This window comes from Mesocryomonas lacus, from assembly GCF_055730105.2.
On record NZ_JBUZWF020000002.1, the window covers coordinates 310,438 to 325,930 of the forward strand.

Below are 15,493 nucleotides of genomic sequence, written 5' to 3' on the forward strand. Positions count from 1 at the left end.
TCCCCAGATGCCCGTGTCGCAAAACAGAAAAAAAGCGCGCCTCTCTTTGCAAGAGGCGCGCTCGGTCGCTCAGGGCGTTGCTCAAGGCAGCGCCGGTCGTGGATGGAATTCAGCGGGCGCGGCGGCGCTCTGAAACCGGCTGGAAGGCGATCCGCGCATGATACTGGCAGTAAGGCGAGGCATCGTTCGAGCCGTTGCCGCAGAAGCGGAACTCGGCCGACAGCGGATCGCCCAGCGGCCATTTGCAGGTCCGGTCGCTGAGCTGGATCAGCGTCAGGTTCCGCGAAATCGGCACCACTTCGCCGGAAACCCGCTCCGGTGGCTCTTCGACCACGACCTCGATCTCCGGATCCATCCGCAGTGCCGTGGCGCCGTGCATGCCAGAGCCATTCCCGCCGACCGAGCGCAGCATGCTGCGGCCCGCCGACTGGGCGACCGCGGCGTAGCGGACAGCGGGAACCTCGATGTCGACCTCGGTCTCGACCAGCGTCTGCTCGGCGATGGTCGGCTTCGGCTTGACGGCGACCACGACCTCGGGAACGGCGGCCTGGGTCTTGGTCCGGCCCTCGAGCTTCAGCCGATGAACCTTGCCGATGACCGCATTGCGCGTGACGCCGCCCAACTGTCCGGCGATCTGGCTGGCACTGAGACCTTCGCTCCAGAGCTTGATCAGCAGATTCACGCGTTCTTCTGTCCAACCCATGCCCAGGCTCCTATTTCCGAAAAGGTACGGCGGACGGAATCCCTCATGGGTTCCCGGCACAGGAGTACCGGGATGGCTCACAACATCTATTGTGAAACTAGGTCCGCCGCACGAAATCTAGTGTGTCTCAGGGAAATTTAACCCACCGCTCGACTCCGTGACAAGAGTCGGCGCAACCCCGCAGAATCGATTTGTCGCTTTTCAACAGATACCGCGGCGCAACACCGCCGAAATTCCCTCTGAATTGTCCCGTAACCGCCCGGAAGGCGCTGTTCTTGCGTCGCATTGACAGCCGCCGCGTCCCGCATGGTATAGCTTTGAGCTCACGCAACGCACACTAGACGTCGACCGAAGCCTGTCCCGGTGGCAGGCTTTCCGCATTTCCGGGCCAGGTCCGGGTCACATTCATCATCTTGTATCGCCCGTCTCCGGGCGAAGAACGAGTATATTGCCATGTCGACTGCATCCGCCGCCGCTTCGCCGCTCTACTCGACCTATGCACGAGCCGACCTGCGTTTCGAGCGAGGCGAGGGCGTCTGGCTGGTGACGGAGACGGGCGAGCGCTATCTCGACCTTGCGGCCGGCGTCGCGGTGAATTCGCTCGGGCATGCGCATCCGCACCTCGTGGCGACGATGAAGCACCAGGCCGAGAAGCTCTGGCACGTCTCCAATCTCTACGAGATCCCCGGGCAGCGCCGCCTCGCCGAAAGGCTGGAGGCCGCGACCTTCGCCGACCGCGCCTTCTTCACCAATTCCGGCGCCGAGGCACTGGAATGTGCGATCAAGACCGCGCGCCGCTATCACTATGTCAACGGCAACCCGGAGCGCTTCCGGATCATCACCTTCACCGGTGCCTTCCACGGCCGGACGCTGGCGACGATCGCCGCGGGTGGCCAGGCAAAGTATCTCGAGGGTTTCGGGCCGAAGGTCGAGGGTTTCGACCAGGTGCCTTTCGGCGACGAGGTTGCGCTCCGCGCGGCGATCACGCCGGAGACCGCGGCGATCCTGATCGAGCCCATCCAGGGCGAGGGCGGCATCCGCACCGTTCCGGCCGATGAGCTGCGCATGCTGCGCGCGCTCTGCGACGCCGAGGGCCTGCTGCTGATCTTCGACGAGGTGCAGTGCGGCGTCGGCCGGACGGGCCGCTTCTTCGCCCATGAGGCGTCGGGCGCGCTGCCGGATATCATGGCGGTGGCCAAGGGCATTGGCGGCGGCTTCCCGCTGGGCGTCTGCCTCGCCACCGAAGAGGCCGCCCGCGGCATGACCGCCGGCACGCACGGCAGCACCTATGGCGGCAATCCGCTGGCCATGGCGATCGGCAATGCAGTGCTCGACGTAGTGCTCGCCGACGGCTTCTTCGAGCATGTCGCTGACATGTCGCTGCGCTTCAAGCAGTCGCTGGCCTCGCTCCAGGACCGCTATCCCGACGTGATCGAGGAAATTCGCGGCGAGGGCTTGTTGCTCGGCATCAAGACGAAGATCGCCAACACCCAGCTGATCGCCGAGCTGCGCGCGCACGGCGTGCTGACCGTGCCGGCGGGCGACAACGTCGTGCGTCTCCTGCCGCCGCTGATCATTTCGGCCGAGGAAGTGCGCGAGGCGGTCACGCGCATCGAGACCGCGGTTGCCGGCCTGTCGCTGACCTCTGCAAAGCTGCCGGCATGAGCGCGCAGCAGGACGGCATCATGGCATCCCCCAAGCACTTTCTCGATCTGTCCTCGGTGGCCAAGGCCGATCTCCGCGACATCATCGGCGACGCCGTGGCCCGCAAGGGTCTCGGCCGTGCCGGGCCGCGGCCGCTCGAGGGCAAGGTCCTCGCCATGATCTTCGACAAACCCTCGACCCGCACGCGCGTTTCCTTCGACGTCGCGATGCGCCAGCTCGGCGGCGAAACGCTGTTCCTGTCGGGCACCGAAATGCAACTCGGGCGCTCCGAGACCATCGCCGACACGGCGCGCGTCCTGTCGCGCTACGTCGACGCCATCATGATCCGCACCACCTCGCACGACCGGCTGATCGAAATGGCCGAGAATGCCACGGTGCCGGTGATCAACGGCCTGACCGACGACACCCATCCCTGTCAGATCATGGCCGACCTCCTGACCTACGAGGAGAAGCGCGGTCCGGTCGCCGGGCGAACCTTCGCCTGGACCGGCGACGGCAACAATGTCCTGAACTCGCTGATCGAGGCCTCCAGCCGCTTTGACTTCAACCTTCGGATCGCGACCCCGGAAGGCTCCGAGCCGGACGCGGGGCGTATCGCATGGGCGCGAGGGCAAGGCAGCTCGATCCTCCTGACCACCGATCCGGTCGAGGCGGTGACCGGCGCCGATTGCGTGGTGACCGATACCTGGGTGTCGATGGGGCGCGAAGATTTTGCCCGCGGTCACAACGTGTTTGCGCCTTATCAGGTGAACGAGCAGCTGATGGCGCAGGCGAAGGGCGATGCGCTGTTCATGCACTGCCTGCCAGCGCACCGCGGCGAGGAGGTGACCGATGGCGTCATCGACGGGCCGCAATCGGTCGTTTTCGACGAGGCCGAGAACCGCTTGCACGCGCAGAAATCCATCTTGGCTTGGTGTTTTGGTGAAGTGAGCAAACATGTCTGAGTCCGGCACGTCTTCCGGTCTGGGTCAGTCGGACCTCGGCCAGCACCTCGGCGAGTTCGGCTTTGCGGGCGACGATGCCGTGGTCCCCTTCGCCGTCGAGGCACTGGATGCGCGCGGCCGTGCAGTGCAGCTCGGCACCATGCTGGACGAGATCCTGGCGCGGCACGACTATCCCGAGCCGGTGGCCCGCCTTCTCGCCGAAATGATCGTCCTGACCGTGCTGCTCGGCACCTCGCTGAAGTTCGACGGCAAGTTCATCGCCCAGACCCAGACCGACGGGCCGGTTGATCTCCTCGTCGTCGATTTCACCACGCCCTCCAGCGTCCGCGCCTATGCTCGTTTCGATGCAGAACGGGTGGCGGCGGCGGAGGCCGAGGGCAAGACCGATCCGGAAACCTTGCTGGGCGCCGGCACGATGGCGCTGACCGTCGACCAGGGCGGACACAGCCAGCGCTACCAGGGCATCGTCGCGCTCGACGGCGCGTCACTGGAGGAGGTCGCCGAAGGCTATTTCCGTCAATCGGAGCAGATCCCGACGACCGTCCGTCTGGCGGTGGCCCGTATTGCCCGGCGGGTAGAGGGCGGCGGTTTCCAGGAATCCTGGCGGGCTGGCGGCTTGCTGGCGCAGTTCCTGCCGAGCGCGCCCGAGCGCATGCGCCTGCCGGACCTGCCGGGCGGCGATGCGCCCGAAGGCGCAGATGTCGCGCCGTTCGAGCCGGACGATGCCTGGACCGAGGTCAAGGCGCTGGTCGAGACGGTGCATGCCTCGGAGCTCACCGACCCCGCCGTCGGCGTCGAGCGCCTGCTGTTCCGCCTGTTCCATGAGCGGGGCGTGCGGGTCTACCCGCCGACGCAGGTGCTCGACGACTGTTCCTGCTCGCGCGAGCGGATCAAGGAAGTGCTGTCCAACTTTTCTGCGGTGGAGATCGAGGAGAGCATCGAGGACGGCCAGATCGCCGTGACCTGCGAGTTCTGCGGCGAGCACTACACCTTCTCACCGGACGAATTCGACAAGGGCTGAGGCCGCGGGAGCGCAAGCATCACGCGGCGCCCTTCTGGCCGGGCGCCTCGCTAGTTGAGGACCCGCTTGCCCTGGGGCGCATCCAGCGAAAACGCCGGGATGGTCACCTCGAAGGTTCGACCGTCCGGCACTTCCATCGAGTAGTGCCCGCGCATGATGCCCGAGGGCGTCGGCAGCGGGCAGCCCGACGTGTAGGTGAAGCTATCGCCGGGCGTCAGGATCGGCTCCTCGCCGACGACACCGGGGCCGCGAACTTCCTCGACATGCCCGCGCGCATCGGTGATCTGCCAGAAGCGGGAGCGCAGCTGCACCGTATCCCGGCCCCCGTTCTCGATCTCGACGGTATAGGCGAACACCCAGCGGCCGGATTCCGGCTCCGACTGGCTTTCCAGGTAGTTCGGCGTCACCGTCACGGTGATATGGCGGGTCGTCGCCTTGTACATGTCGGCCATCGCGCTTGCGGGTTCTTGAGCTTGGTTATCGCGTCGGCACGCCATGAGGTCAATGCGCTCGGCGCATGTCGTGCGGGAGAGAGACGATGTTCGACGGAATGCTGAAACGCCGGATCGATCCAGCCCTCCAGAGACTGGCGGGCGCGCTGCACCGCACCGGGCTCAGTGCCGATGGCGTCACGGCGGCCGGCCTCGCGCTCGGCCTCGGCGCCGCGCTCGCGATCGGCCTCGGATCCTACACGACCGGCCTTGCGCTGATCCTCGTCTCGCGCCTCTGCGATGGCCTCGACGGGACGTTGGCGCGGCTGCGCCAGCCGACCGACCTCGGCGGCTATCTCGACATCGTCTTCGACTACATCTTCTACGGCGCGATCCCGCTCGGGTTTGCCGTCGCTGACCCCGCCGCCAATGGCCTGCCGGCGGCGGTCCTCTTGATGAGCTTCTATGCCAATGGCGCAAGCTTCCTCGGCTTTGCCATCATCGCCGCCAAGCGGGGGCTGTCGAGCGAGGCGAGGGGGCAGAAGTCGCTCTACTTCACGACCGGGCTCGCGGAAGCCAGCGAGACGCTTCTGGTGTTCGCGCTCGCTTGCCTTTTGCCGTCGGCCTTCCCCTGGCTCGCCTATGGCTTTGCCGCGCTCTGCGGCGTCACCTGCATCAGCCGCATTCTCCTGGCGACGCGCCAGTTCAGATAGCGGCGAGTGCCCCGGCGATGTCTTCCTGGAGATCGTCAATGTCCTCGAGCCCGAGCGACAGGCGCAGCAGTCCGTCGGAGATGCCAAGCTCGGCGCGGTTCTCCGGCGAAAGGTTCTTGTGCGTCGTCGTCGCCGGGTGGGTGATGAGGCTCTTGGCATCGCCCAGATTGTTCGAGATCTTGATGATCTCGAGCGCGTTGGAGAAGCGGAAAGCCGCCTCCTTGCCGCCGGCGAGCTCGAACGCCACGAGCGTCGAGCCGCCCGTCATCTGCTTGGCGATGACCGCTGCGTCCGGATGATCGGCGCGGCCGGGATAGAGCACCTTCGAGACGAGGCCAGAGGCGGCGAAATGCTCGGCGACCACGCCGGCGCTCTGCGTCTGCTGGCGAACCCGCAGCGGCAGCGTCTCCAGACCCTTCAGCAGGGTCCAGGCGTTGAATGGCGACAGCGATGGACCGGTGTGGCGGAAATAGTCCTGCAGGTTCTTGTCGATCCACTCCTGGTTCGAGAGGATCACGCCGCCGAGACAGCGGCCCTGGCCATCGATGTGCTTGGTGGCGGAGTAGATGACGACGTCGGCCCCGAGCTCCAGCGGCTTCTGCTGCATGGGCGTCGCGAACACGTTGTCGACCACGACGACGGCGCCCGCGGCATGCGCGATCTCGGCGACGGCGGCGATGTCGACGATCTCCAGCGTCGGGTTGGTCGGCGTCTCCATGAAGAACACCTTGGTTTCCGGCCGAACCGCGTCGCGCCAAGCGTCGAGATCGCGGCCGTCGACGAAGGTGGAGGCGACGCCGGCACGGCCAAGGACGGTCTCGACGACATAGCGACAGGAGCCGAACAGCGCGCGCGAGGAGACGATGTGGTCGCCGGCCTGCACCTGGCACTGCAGCGCGGCGGCAACGGCGGCCATTCCCGAAGCCGTGGCACGGGCATCCTCGGCGCCTTCCAGCGCCATCATCCGCTCCTCGAACATGCGGGTGGTCGGATTGCCGTAGCGCGAATAGATGAAGCCGGGCTCGTCACCCTTGAAGCGGGCCTCGGCGGACTCGGCGCTGGGGTAGACGAAGCCCTGCGTCAGGAACAGCGCCTCGGAAGTCTCGCCGAAACCGGAGCGGACGGTTCCGCCATGCACCATCTGCGTCGCCGGCCGAAGCTTGCGCGGGGTCTTGTCGGACATGTCTGTTCTCCGTTCATGCGCGTCGGGCGCGGCCAGGAGCCCGCGCCAAAGAAAAACCGGCGTCTGCGTCGCCGCAAAGCCGGTCCTGGAGCGTCGCCGTCCTGATCGGCCCTTTAGCGAGTTGTTTAACGTGGCTGCAAGCCGGCCGGCCAAATCACCACGAATTATCGAGGCGAAGAATAGGCCCCGGGTGGAAAGAGGTCAATTCTCTGCTATGGCCATTTCGGCGGCCTGCGGCCGGGTGCCGCGCGTCTGCGGCGGAACGGGATAGTGGTATGACAGGCGGAATCTTGCCGGACCGGGCGATCGCGGCGCTCTTCGACAGCGGAGCGATCCAGACGGCGCGTCCGCGCGACGCCGACCAGATCCAGCCGGCGAGCCTTGACCTGCGCCTCGGCACCAAGGCTTACCGCGCCCGCGCGAGCTTCCTGCCCGGCCGCGGCCGGACGGTTTCGGAAAAGCTCGAGCGCTTCTCGCTGCATGAGATCGACCTGACCCCCGGCGCCGTGCTGGAGACCGGCTGCGTCTACCTCGTGCCCCTGATGGAAAGCCTGAAGCTGCCGGCCGGCATGACGGCCGCCGCCAATCCGAAATCCTCCACCGGCCGGCTCGACATCTTCACCCGCGTCATCACCGATGGTGCGCAGGAGTTCGACAAGGTGGCGGAGGGCTATGAGGGACCGCTGTTCATCGAGATCTCGCCGCGCACCTTTCCGATCGTCGTGCGGCCGGGCTCGCGCCTCAGTCAGATCCGCTTCCGCGCCGGCGGGCTGGCGCTCGGCGAAGCGGAACTCGCCGATCTCCACGCCGCCGAGCGGCTGGTGACCTCGCAGGAGCCGAACATCTCGAATGGCGGCATCGCGCTGTCGATCGACCTCGTCGGTGACGCCGAAGGTCTCGTCGGCTACCGCGGCAAGCGCCATACCGGCGTCATCGACGTCGACCGCCGCGGCTATCCCTTGCGCGAGTTCTGGGAGCCGATCCACCGCTCGGATGCCGGCGAGCTCGTACTCGATCCCGACGAGTTCTACATCCTCGCCTCCAGCGAAGCGGTGCACGTGCCGCCGGCCTACGCCGCCGAGATGACGCCCTACGATCCGCTGGTCGGCGAGTTCCGCGTCCACTATGCCGGCTTCTTCGACCCCGGTTTCGGCCATTCCGGTGCCGGCGGCACGGGCAGCCGCGCAGTGCTCGAGGTACGCAGCCACGAGGTGCCGTTCATCCTGGAACATGGGCAGGTCGTCGGCCGGCTGGTCTATGAGCATATGGCGGCGCTGCCTGAGCGGCTCTACGGCCGCGACCTCGCGTCCAACTATCAGGCGCAGGGCCTGAAGCTCTCCAAGCACTTTGCCTGACGATCGTCCCGGCGCCGAAGATGGCGCCGGGTAAAATGGTCCAGGTCCAAAGGCTGTCTCCCGCTGGCTTACTCAGCCGGCGAGGGCGCGCCTCCCGTGTCGACCGTCTCCAGCGTGCCGGTACGCTTCCAGCGGAACAACCAGCGTACCAGGACGAAGAACAGCGGCACGAAGAAGATGGCCAGCACCGTCGCCGTCAGCATGCCACCGATCACCGCGGTGCCGATGGCGATCCGGCTCTGCGCACCGGCACCCGACGAAATGGCGAGCGGCAGAACGCCGAAGATGAAGGCAAGGCTGGTCATCAGGATCGGCCGAAGCCGCAGACGCGCCGCCTCGACCGCCGCATCGAAGGGCTTTTTGCCCTGCCGCTCGGCAAGCTCGGCGAATTCGACGATCAGAATCGCGTTCTTTGCCGACAGGCCCATCGTCGTCAGAAGGCCGATCTGGAAGTAGACGTCGTTCTCCAGCCCCCGCAAGGTGACGGCCGCCACCGCGCCGATCAGGCCAAGCGGGATGACGAGCATCACCGAGAACGGGATCGACCAGCTTTCGTAAAGCGCGGCAAGGCAGAGGAAAATCACCAGCAGCGACAAGCCGTACAGCAGCGGCGCCTGTCCCGCCGACAGCCGCTCCTGGTAAGAGAGGCCGCTCCAGGCGACGGAGACACCGGGAAGGTCGGCCGCCAGCTGCGCCATCTTCTCCATGGCCTGCCCCGAGCTGAAGCCCGGACCCGGCTGGCCCTGGATCTCGTAGGACGGCAAGCCGCTGAAGCGTGTCAGCGTCGTCGGCGCCTGTGCCCAGCTGACCGAGGCGAAGGAAGAGAATGGCGCCATCAAGCCGCTCGACGTCCGGACATACCACCCGTCGAGGCTCTCGACCGCGCCACGCGAACCGGCATCGCCCTGGACGTAGACCCGCTTGACGCGGCCACGGTCGACGAAGTCATTGACGTAGGAGCCGCCCCAGGCCGTGCTGAGCGTCTGGTCGACGTCCGCCTGGCTGATGCCGAGCGCGCCGACCTTCTCGTCGTCGATCTTGATCTGCACCGTCGGCACATCCTCTAGGCCGCTCGGGCGCACGCGGGCCAGCGACGTGTCGCTTGCTGCGGCCGCCAGCAGCTGGTCGCGCCGCGCCTTGAACTCGTCCCGGCTGAGCTCCCCGCTGTTCAGGAGCTGCATTGTAAAGCCGTTGGACTGGCCGAGACCCTGGACCGAGGGCGGTGTCAGCGCGAAGAACTGCGCATCGCGCAGGCCACTGCCGAGCTGGCCACTGGCACGGCCGACGATCGCCGTCGCGCCGTTCTCCTCGCCCTTGCGGTCGTCCCAAGGCTTGAACTGGACGAAGCCCTGTCCAACGTTCTGCCCCGAGCCGCTGAAGCGGAAGCCCGAAATGGTGAACAGGCCGGCGATATTGGCGCCTTCCGTCTCCAGGAAGTGATCCTCGATGGCCGCCGCGGTGTCGATGGTGCGCGGCAGCGTCGCCCCAGGCGGCAGCGTGTACTGGACGATGCCGTAGCCCTGATCCTCGACCGGCAGGAACCCGCCCGGCAGCTGCAGGAAGAGGAAAACCAGACCAGCGACGATCCCCGCAAAGACGATCAGCGACAACCAGGCGCGGTGGATTGCCCCTTTGACGCCGGCGACATAGCGGCCGAGCAGCCGGTCATAGCCCCGGTTAAATCCATCGCCGAGACGCCCGACGAGGGCCGCGATGCCGCGCCGCTTCGTCGCTTCCGTCCGCCGCTTCAGCATGCTGGCGGTGAGCGCCGGCGTCAGCACCAGCGCGACGACCACCGACAGCACCATCGCCGAGATGATGGTCACCGAGAACTGGCGGTAGATCACGCCCGTCGACCCGCCGAAGAAGGCCATTGGCAGGAACACGGCCGACAGCACGAGGGCAATGGCGATCAGCGCCGTCTGGATCTCACCCATCGACTGGAGCGTCGCATCGCGCGGCGAAATGTCAGGGTCTTCCTCCATGACGCGCTCGACGTTCTCGACGACGACGATCGCGTCGTCGACGAGAAGGCCGATGGACAGGATCATGCCGAAGAGGGTCAGCGTGTTGATGGAATAACCGAACAAAGCCAGGACGCCGAAGGTGCCGAGCACCACGACAGGCACGGCGATGGTCGGGATCAGCGTCGCCCGCCAGTTCTGCAGGAACACGAACATCACAACGATGACGAGAACGATCGCCTCGATCAAGGTTTTCACCACCTCGTCGATGGAGAGGCGGATGAAGTCGGTGCTGTCGCGGGGGAAGGTCACGCGGTAGCCGTCCGGCATGCTCTCGGACTGCTGCTCGACGAGGTTCTTCACCAGCTCGGCCGTCTCCAGCGCGTCGGCGCCCGGCGCCAGCTGGACGGCGATGCCCGACGCCGGATGGCGGTTGAAACGGGTGAAGCGGGTATAGTTCTCCTTACCGAGCTCAACGCGAGCGACATCGCCGAGCACGACGCGGGCACCGCTGCTCTCGGTCCGCACCACGATCTTCTCGAAAGCCTCGGGCGTCGTCAGGCGCGACCGCGCGGTCACGATGGCGTTGAGCATCTGGTCGGCGGGCGAGGGCTGGGCGCCGATCTGTCCGGCCGCGACCTGCGTGTTCTGGGCCTCGATCGCGGAAATGACGTCGGCTGGCATCAGGCCGTAAGAGTACAGGCGTCCCGGATCGAGCCAAATCCGCATCGCATATTGCGAGCCGAAGAGGTTGGTGTCGCCAACGCCCGGCAAGCGGCCGATACGCTCCTGCAGGTTGGACGCGAGATAGTCGGAGATGTCGGCATCGGTGGCGCGGTCGGTCTCGTCGTAAACCGCTGCGACCAGAAGGAAGTCGCTGTTCGACTTCGTCACCGTCAGGCCTTGCTGCTGCACCTGCTGCGGCAGCCGCGAGACCGATTGCTGCACCTTGTTCTGGACCTGTACCTGCGCAATGTCCGGGTCGGTTCCCTTGTCGAAGGTCACCGCGATTGTCACCGTGCCTTCGGCCGAGGAGGTCGAGGTGAAGTAGATGAGGCCGTCGAGGCCGGTCAGCTGCTGCTCGATGACCTGCGTCACACTGGATTCGAGCGTCGCCGCCGATGCGCCGGGATAGGTGGCGCGGATGTTGACCTGCGGGGGCGCGACGTCGGGATACTGCTCGATCGGCAGCAACCAGATCGATCCGGCGCCGCCCAGCATGATGACGATCGCGATCACCCAGGCGAAAATCGGGCGATCGACGAAGATCTTGCTGATCATAGCGAGGCGACCGGCTTTTCCGCCGCCTTCTCGTTCTTGTCGTCGAGCTTTGCTTCCACGGGCCGGACGACCGCACCCGGCTTCACCTTCGAGACGCCCTCGACGATCACCCGATCGCCGGTGGCAAGGCCGCCGGTGACCAGCCAGCGATCGCCGATCGCCCGCCCAACCTCGATCTTGCGCAGTTCAACCTTGTCTCCGTCCCCGACAATCATCGCCGTCGCCTCGCCGCGCGGATTGCGGGTGACGCCCTGCTGGGGAACCAGGATTGCGTCCCGGGCCTGCGCCTGCGAGAACACGGCGCGCACATACATGCCGGGCAGGAGAAGCCCGTCCGGGTTGGGAAACTCCGCCCGCAAGGTCACCGAGCCGGTATCGGGGCTCACCGTCACCTCGGTGAACTTCAGCGTGCCTTTCAGGGGGTAGTCGCTGCCGTCCTCGAGCTTCAGCCGAACCTCGGCGGTGTTGGCCGCGACCTTGCTCGACGCGAGCGCGCCGCGGAGTTTCAGGAGCGAGGTCGACGACTGCTGGATGTCGACGAAGATCGGGTCAAGCCGCTGGATGGTGGTGAGCGGATCGGTCTGCGCAGCCGAGACGAGCGCGCCGGTCGTCGATACTGACCGTCCGATGCGGCCACTGATCGGCGCGGAGACACGGCTGAAGCGGAGGTTGATCTCGGCGGTCTGAAGCTGCGCCTCGGTCTGCGCGACGGCGGCGAGCGCCGCGTTCGAGGTCGCGGCGGCATCTGTGAAGGACTGCTCGCTGACCACGCCCTTCTGCACCAGCGGCCGCAGCCGGTCCGCCTGACCGCTGGCATTCTCCGCCGTCGCCTTGGCGCTTGCGACATTGGCCCGGGCCTCGGCGACGGCGGCTTCGAACAGGCTCGGATCAATCTGGTAGAGGATGTCGCCCTTCTGGACCGTCGCACCCTCGGTAAACAGCCGCTCCTGCAGCAGACCCGAGACCTGCGGGCGAACCTCCGAAGTCTCGAAGGCGGCAGTCCGACCTGCAAGTTCGGTGATCAGCGAAACGTCTTCCGTCTTCGTCGTAACGAACCCGACCTCCGTCGGCGGTTTCTCCGGGGCCTTGGCCTCATCCGCTTCGGAGTTGCAGCCTACCAGAAGCCAGCAAGCGCCAAGGATCGCCGGAAGGGCGAGGGGACGGCGAAAGAACAAGGCACGTCGTGTGGTCATGGGTCCCGCCGGTCGACTGTAGAGAATCAGCCATCAACGCGATCGATAAGGAAGCCGTTGCGCATCAAGCGCCTCCGCTTCCAGATCAGGTCAAGTTCTGACGCATGGTGGATCTAGCTCCTCCGCTAAGTAACCGCGGGGAGCATACTGACTAGGACGCGGACATCACGATAGTGCGGCGCACAATATGCTTTGCGTGACCGGACAGCTCGCTGCCATCACGCCAGCGTGATGCCTGCTCCGACTGCGCTTGGCGGGAGAGGAGATCGGCGGGCGAACATCCATACCCGCGTACTGTGCGTTGAACGAAACGCTGGAGTTTTCGGCACTCTGAGGTGTGGAATACGCGCCAAGTGCTGACCGCCACATCGCGATCGACGCCGCCGAGCCCGGAGACCTCAAGGCCTTCGTTCGTATCCAAGATGTCATCTTGCCGTCCAATACGCGTCCAACCGAGGTTGGGACGGTCGATACATCTCCTGAAACCCTGGAAAGTATGCTGAACGACAGACCTCCTGTGACACCCGGCCATTGAAATATCTAACGATTTACCATTGAAACGACGCGACCTTTCGATCAAACGACAGCCGAATGTTACCCACCGCCCCTGGAAGACAGACCTCTGTTACAGCGGCGTGTCTAGTGGCCAGATTACGCAGGGCACCTCGAGCCCATTGGCAGACTCACGCTCGCCATCCCTCGTCCGCGAGGCTGCTCAGGTAATCAAGATCGCTGAACCGTGTTCGGGCTTGGGTCTGCGAGAACAACATTTGCTCGGCCGAGTCGCACTCGTGGGACACGTGCAATCCCGGCGTCTTCAGCGGGAATGTCTTGCGCAGGATTTTGTCGACCGCCTCTGCCGCTGGGTAGTCGGTTGCCGCGATGAGGAAGTTGATCCGGTAAGGACCGCCGCTCTCGTCGTCCGGCTCCCACTGAGCGAAGATGTCGATGATACGTTCGCTCGCGGGTGCTCCCTCGAAGTCGGACTCCATGGCACCCTTCAGCGCCGGGATACAGGTTTCCCGGAGCGCAACCACGAGCGCGTTTGGCAACGCGATGCGGGAGTAGATGCGCCCCATCCAGCCGCCGATGCTCCTGGTACCCGCGGCCGATGGCTGCACCTCGTCAGGACCGAAGTTCAGGAGTAGCGCGCGGTCGGCGAACGCCCGTTGGTTCACGTCGATCTCGATCGCCGCGTAGCCCTCGCCGTCTATCGGAAGCAACAGTTTACGGAAGTTTTTGCCGAGGGCCGCTGGGCTTCGGGGCGCGAACTTGGCTTCGCGCCTCGCGACGGCAACCTCGACGAACGGGTCTGAATGCAAGCGTTCCGACACGACCGTGCAGGATTGGCTCAAAACGACCAGGAGCTCGTCGGTCGCCAGGCCTTGAGGCGCACCGACCCACTCGTTCGGGCGGAAGACCGATCCCTGCCTCCAGCCGGCCTCGAGGAGCCGTTGCGCCTCATTCTCCCCGAATCCTATCAAACGCGGAATGTCCCTTGCCGACCTACTGCTACTCTGAGGAGAGCGTCAGGGTTGGCATGTCGTCAAGGGCGGCATTCCCAAGGTGGTCCGATTTGATGTCGAGCCGTGATGCATCGTTGCGCGCGTAGCGTTCCATCGCAGGCTTCAGTGCGGTCAGCACGCGGGCAACGGCGCGCGCATCCACGTTGTCCTCGGCGACCAGGTCGCGCAATGATACACCCTGGTCCTTGAGCCTCCAGACACGGTGAACGTATCGGCAGTCTCCGCCCGTCACACTTTTGATGGCGGCGTACATCGCCGCGATGCGCTCTTCGTTCTGGGGGCGAACGACGGTCGTGCCATCCAGCCACGAGTAGATCGTCTTGCGTTCGACCCCTGCCAGCTCGGCGATAACCGAGATCGGGAACCCGTCGTCCTTCAGGACGCCGACGATCTCCGACGCGGTCAGTGGCGTCGGCAAAGAAGCCGCGGAACGCCCGATGCCGAAGTCTGCGGATGCCTTCATCCATGCTGTGGAGGTGTACTGGCGTGCGTGGGGGCTCCCCGCCGCGAGGAAGCTCACGGCGGCGAAGGTTGCGACGGCAAGCGCGCCATTCTTCATGTTCTCTGCAACCATCACTTTGCTCCCCAAACTTTCATCGCATGTTCGCTGGTCAGGGCATCGAAGACGCCCCTGATGGGCTGGTGCAGTCCGAGCATCCTTTCACGGACGTCGAACGATTCGATACCGACAGGTTGCGGGTAGACTACGCCGTGGTCCGAGTCCAAGACCGCGAAATCGCCCTCCGGGCGTTGCGGCGCCCAGTTGTCCCGTTGCGTGAACTCGCTGTTGAGCTCGAGCGGAAGAACCGTCGGCGGACGACGGAACAACTGAACCCGGAGGTCGCCTGCGTCCGTCGCGTACGCGGCGGAAAAAACGCCCTCCCGTACCTGCAATCCGGCCTTCGGGATATCGGTAGGGAGGTACCCGTCGACGAAGTAGCTCGAGAGATTCTCTCCCGGGTGCGGCACGATCAGGTCCACGTACCTCAACGCAATGCTCTCGACGAGTTCGATGCCCACGTCCTCGATGCCGACCGCCGCCTCGACGCACTTGGCGAAGCGCCCGACAAAGTCGGTCCGGTCGTTGTAGCTGTTGGTGTGCAGGGCGATCTGTCCAGCATTGACCATCAGTGCCCAGGATCGATCAATGGACGCAAAATGCCAGGTCCTGATTTCCTGCTTTACGAAGTTCACGCCGTCCTGGCCGATATCCACCTGCAAGTGCGGCGCCACCAGCTCCTCGTACATCGGGAAGTCGCTCCGAAGGCGTGGCTGAAGTGCCGCAGCAAGACGACCAGGCTCCACGAGCTGGGGAAAACGCAACACGCCAAGGACGTACACGACGGGTGCGTTCTTGAGCTGGGTCACGTTTTTCTCCTCTGAGCGCGCTTCACTACACACTCAACTAAACACGTGCAATCGTCGTCGTGCAAATCAAGTTCCAGCGCACGGGTAGGCCGGCCACGTTTACGGTTTGTGGACCGAGAACGTCGAAGCCGCCGGAAACGACTCCT

The 15,493-nt window shown here is 65.4% G+C and carries 13 protein-coding genes and 1 riboswitch; of the genes, 5 read left to right on the top strand and 8 right to left on the bottom strand.

Going from position 1 to position 15,493, the window contains the following annotated elements:
* Nucleotides 1-109: 109 nt before the first annotated feature.
* The gene (locus ACZLZQ_RS06510; RefSeq protein WP_472948662.1) at nt 110-703 is read right to left on the bottom strand and encodes a GcrA family cell cycle regulator; all 594 of its coding nucleotides are present in this window, start codon (nt 701-703) and stop codon (nt 110-112) included.
* A 453-nt stretch (nt 704-1,156) separates the two neighbouring features.
* On the opposite strand from ACZLZQ_RS06510, the gene ACZLZQ_RS06515 reads away from it, so the two are divergent.
* The 3 genes from ACZLZQ_RS06515 to ACZLZQ_RS06525 are packed head-to-tail and all read left to right on the top strand — an operon-like array spanning nt 1,157 to nt 4,333.
* Entirely contained in the window at nt 1,157-2,368 is a 1,212-nt protein-coding gene (locus ACZLZQ_RS06515) for an aspartate aminotransferase family protein (RefSeq protein ID WP_472948663.1), read from the top strand.
* 20 nt (nt 2,369-2,388) lie between these two features.
* Entirely contained in the window at nt 2,389-3,312 is a 924-nt protein-coding gene (gene argF, locus ACZLZQ_RS06520; protein WP_472948664.1) for an ornithine carbamoyltransferase, read from the top strand.
* The gene (locus ACZLZQ_RS06525; protein ID WP_472948665.1) at nt 3,305-4,333 is read left to right on the top strand and encodes an Hsp33 family molecular chaperone; all 1,029 of its coding nucleotides are present in this window, start codon (nt 3,305-3,307) and stop codon (nt 4,331-4,333) included. Before argF ends, ACZLZQ_RS06525 begins: the two co-directional genes overlap by 8 nt.
* Before the next feature lie 50 nt (nt 4,334-4,383).
* Here ACZLZQ_RS06525 and apaG read toward each other — a convergent pair whose 3' ends face one another.
* Nucleotides 4,384-4,776 (bottom strand): Co2+/Mg2+ efflux facilitator ApaG/CorD, encoded by a 393-nt coding sequence (apaG, locus tag ACZLZQ_RS06530; RefSeq protein WP_472949201.1) that lies wholly within the window; start codon nt 4,774-4,776, stop codon nt 4,384-4,386.
* Nucleotides 4,777-4,871: 95 nt separating this feature from the next.
* On the opposite strand from apaG, the gene ACZLZQ_RS06535 reads away from it, so the two are divergent.
* Nucleotides 4,872-5,477 carry a CDP-alcohol phosphatidyltransferase family protein gene (locus ACZLZQ_RS06535; RefSeq protein WP_472948667.1) on the top strand — a complete coding sequence of 202 codons (606 nt, stop codon included), beginning with the start codon at nt 4,872-4,874 and terminating at the stop codon, nt 5,475-5,477.
* Here the strand turns inward: ACZLZQ_RS06535 and ACZLZQ_RS06540 are convergent.
* Nucleotides 5,470-6,660, bottom strand: coding sequence for an O-succinylhomoserine sulfhydrylase (locus ACZLZQ_RS06540; protein ID WP_472948668.1), 1,191 nt, complete (start codon nt 6,658-6,660; stop codon nt 5,470-5,472). The genes ACZLZQ_RS06535 and ACZLZQ_RS06540 overlap by 8 nt on opposite strands.
* A 93-nt stretch (nt 6,661-6,753) precedes the next feature.
* A riboswitch (SAM riboswitch) is annotated at nt 6,754-6,831 on the bottom strand.
* Between the two features lie 104 nt (nt 6,832-6,935).
* Here ACZLZQ_RS06540 and ACZLZQ_RS06545 point away from each other — a divergent pair.
* On the top strand, nt 6,936-8,015 hold the full coding sequence (locus tag ACZLZQ_RS06545; protein WP_472933771.1) for a 2'-deoxycytidine 5'-triphosphate deaminase: 1,080 nt from the start codon (nt 6,936-6,938) through the stop codon (nt 8,013-8,015).
* A gap of 68 nt (nt 8,016-8,083) precedes the next feature.
* On the opposite strand, the gene ACZLZQ_RS06550 is transcribed toward ACZLZQ_RS06545, so the two are convergent.
* From ACZLZQ_RS06550 to ACZLZQ_RS06570, 5 genes are all read right to left on the bottom strand, one after another.
* Nucleotides 8,084-11,260, bottom strand: coding sequence for an efflux RND transporter permease subunit (locus ACZLZQ_RS06550; RefSeq protein ID WP_472948669.1), 3,177 nt, complete (start codon nt 11,258-11,260; stop codon nt 8,084-8,086).
* On the bottom strand, nt 11,257-12,453 hold the full coding sequence (locus ACZLZQ_RS06555; protein ID WP_472948670.1) for an efflux RND transporter periplasmic adaptor subunit: 1,197 nt from the start codon (nt 12,451-12,453) through the stop codon (nt 11,257-11,259). Before ACZLZQ_RS06555 ends, ACZLZQ_RS06550 begins: the two co-directional genes overlap by 4 nt.
* Before the next feature lie 683 nt (nt 12,454-13,136).
* On the bottom strand, nt 13,137-13,937 hold the full coding sequence (locus tag ACZLZQ_RS06560) for a hypothetical protein (protein WP_472948671.1): 801 nt from the start codon (nt 13,935-13,937) through the stop codon (nt 13,137-13,139).
* Between the two features lie 28 nt (nt 13,938-13,965).
* Entirely contained in the window at nt 13,966-14,553 is a 588-nt protein-coding gene (locus tag ACZLZQ_RS06565) for a hypothetical protein (protein ID WP_472948672.1), read from the bottom strand.
* A complete protein-coding gene (locus tag ACZLZQ_RS06570; protein WP_472948673.1) occupies nt 14,553-15,347 on the bottom strand; it encodes a TIGR04255 family protein in 795 nt (264 codons plus the stop codon). The genes ACZLZQ_RS06565 and ACZLZQ_RS06570 overlap by 1 nt, the downstream gene beginning before the upstream one ends.
* Nucleotides 15,348-15,493 lie beyond the last annotated feature (146 nt).

Bases quoted from the DNA above. Each gene is read 5' to 3' on its own strand.
- argF (WP_472948664.1), top strand. From the start codon at position 2,389: ATGGCATCCCCCAAGCACTTTCTCGATCTGTCCTCGGTGGCCAAGGCC.
- ACZLZQ_RS06510 (WP_472948662.1), bottom strand. From the start codon at position 703: ATGGGTTGGACAGAAGAACGCGTGAATCTGCTGATCAAGCTCTGGAGC.
- ACZLZQ_RS06515 (WP_472948663.1), top strand. From the start codon at position 1,157: ATGTCGACTGCATCCGCCGCCGCTTCGCCGCTCTACTCGACCTATGCA.
- ACZLZQ_RS06540 (WP_472948668.1), bottom strand. From the start codon at position 6,660: ATGTCCGACAAGACCCCGCGCAAGCTTCGGCCGGCGACGCAGATGGTG.
- ACZLZQ_RS06565 (WP_472948672.1), bottom strand. From the start codon at position 14,553: ATGGTTGCAGAGAACATGAAGAATGGCGCGCTTGCCGTCGCAACCTTC.
- ACZLZQ_RS06545 (WP_472933771.1), top strand. From the start codon at position 6,936: ATGACAGGCGGAATCTTGCCGGACCGGGCGATCGCGGCGCTCTTCGAC.
- apaG (WP_472949201.1), bottom strand. From the start codon at position 4,776: ATGTACAAGGCGACGACCCGCCATATCACCGTGACGGTGACGCCGAAC.
- ACZLZQ_RS06535 (WP_472948667.1), top strand. From the start codon at position 4,872: ATGTTCGACGGAATGCTGAAACGCCGGATCGATCCAGCCCTCCAGAGA.
- ACZLZQ_RS06550 (WP_472948669.1), bottom strand. From the start codon at position 11,260: ATGATCAGCAAGATCTTCGTCGATCGCCCGATTTTCGCCTGGGTGATC.
- ACZLZQ_RS06555 (WP_472948670.1), bottom strand. From the start codon at position 12,453: ATGACCACACGACGTGCCTTGTTCTTTCGCCGTCCCCTCGCCCTTCCG.
- ACZLZQ_RS06525 (WP_472948665.1), top strand. From the start codon at position 3,305: ATGTCTGAGTCCGGCACGTCTTCCGGTCTGGGTCAGTCGGACCTCGGC.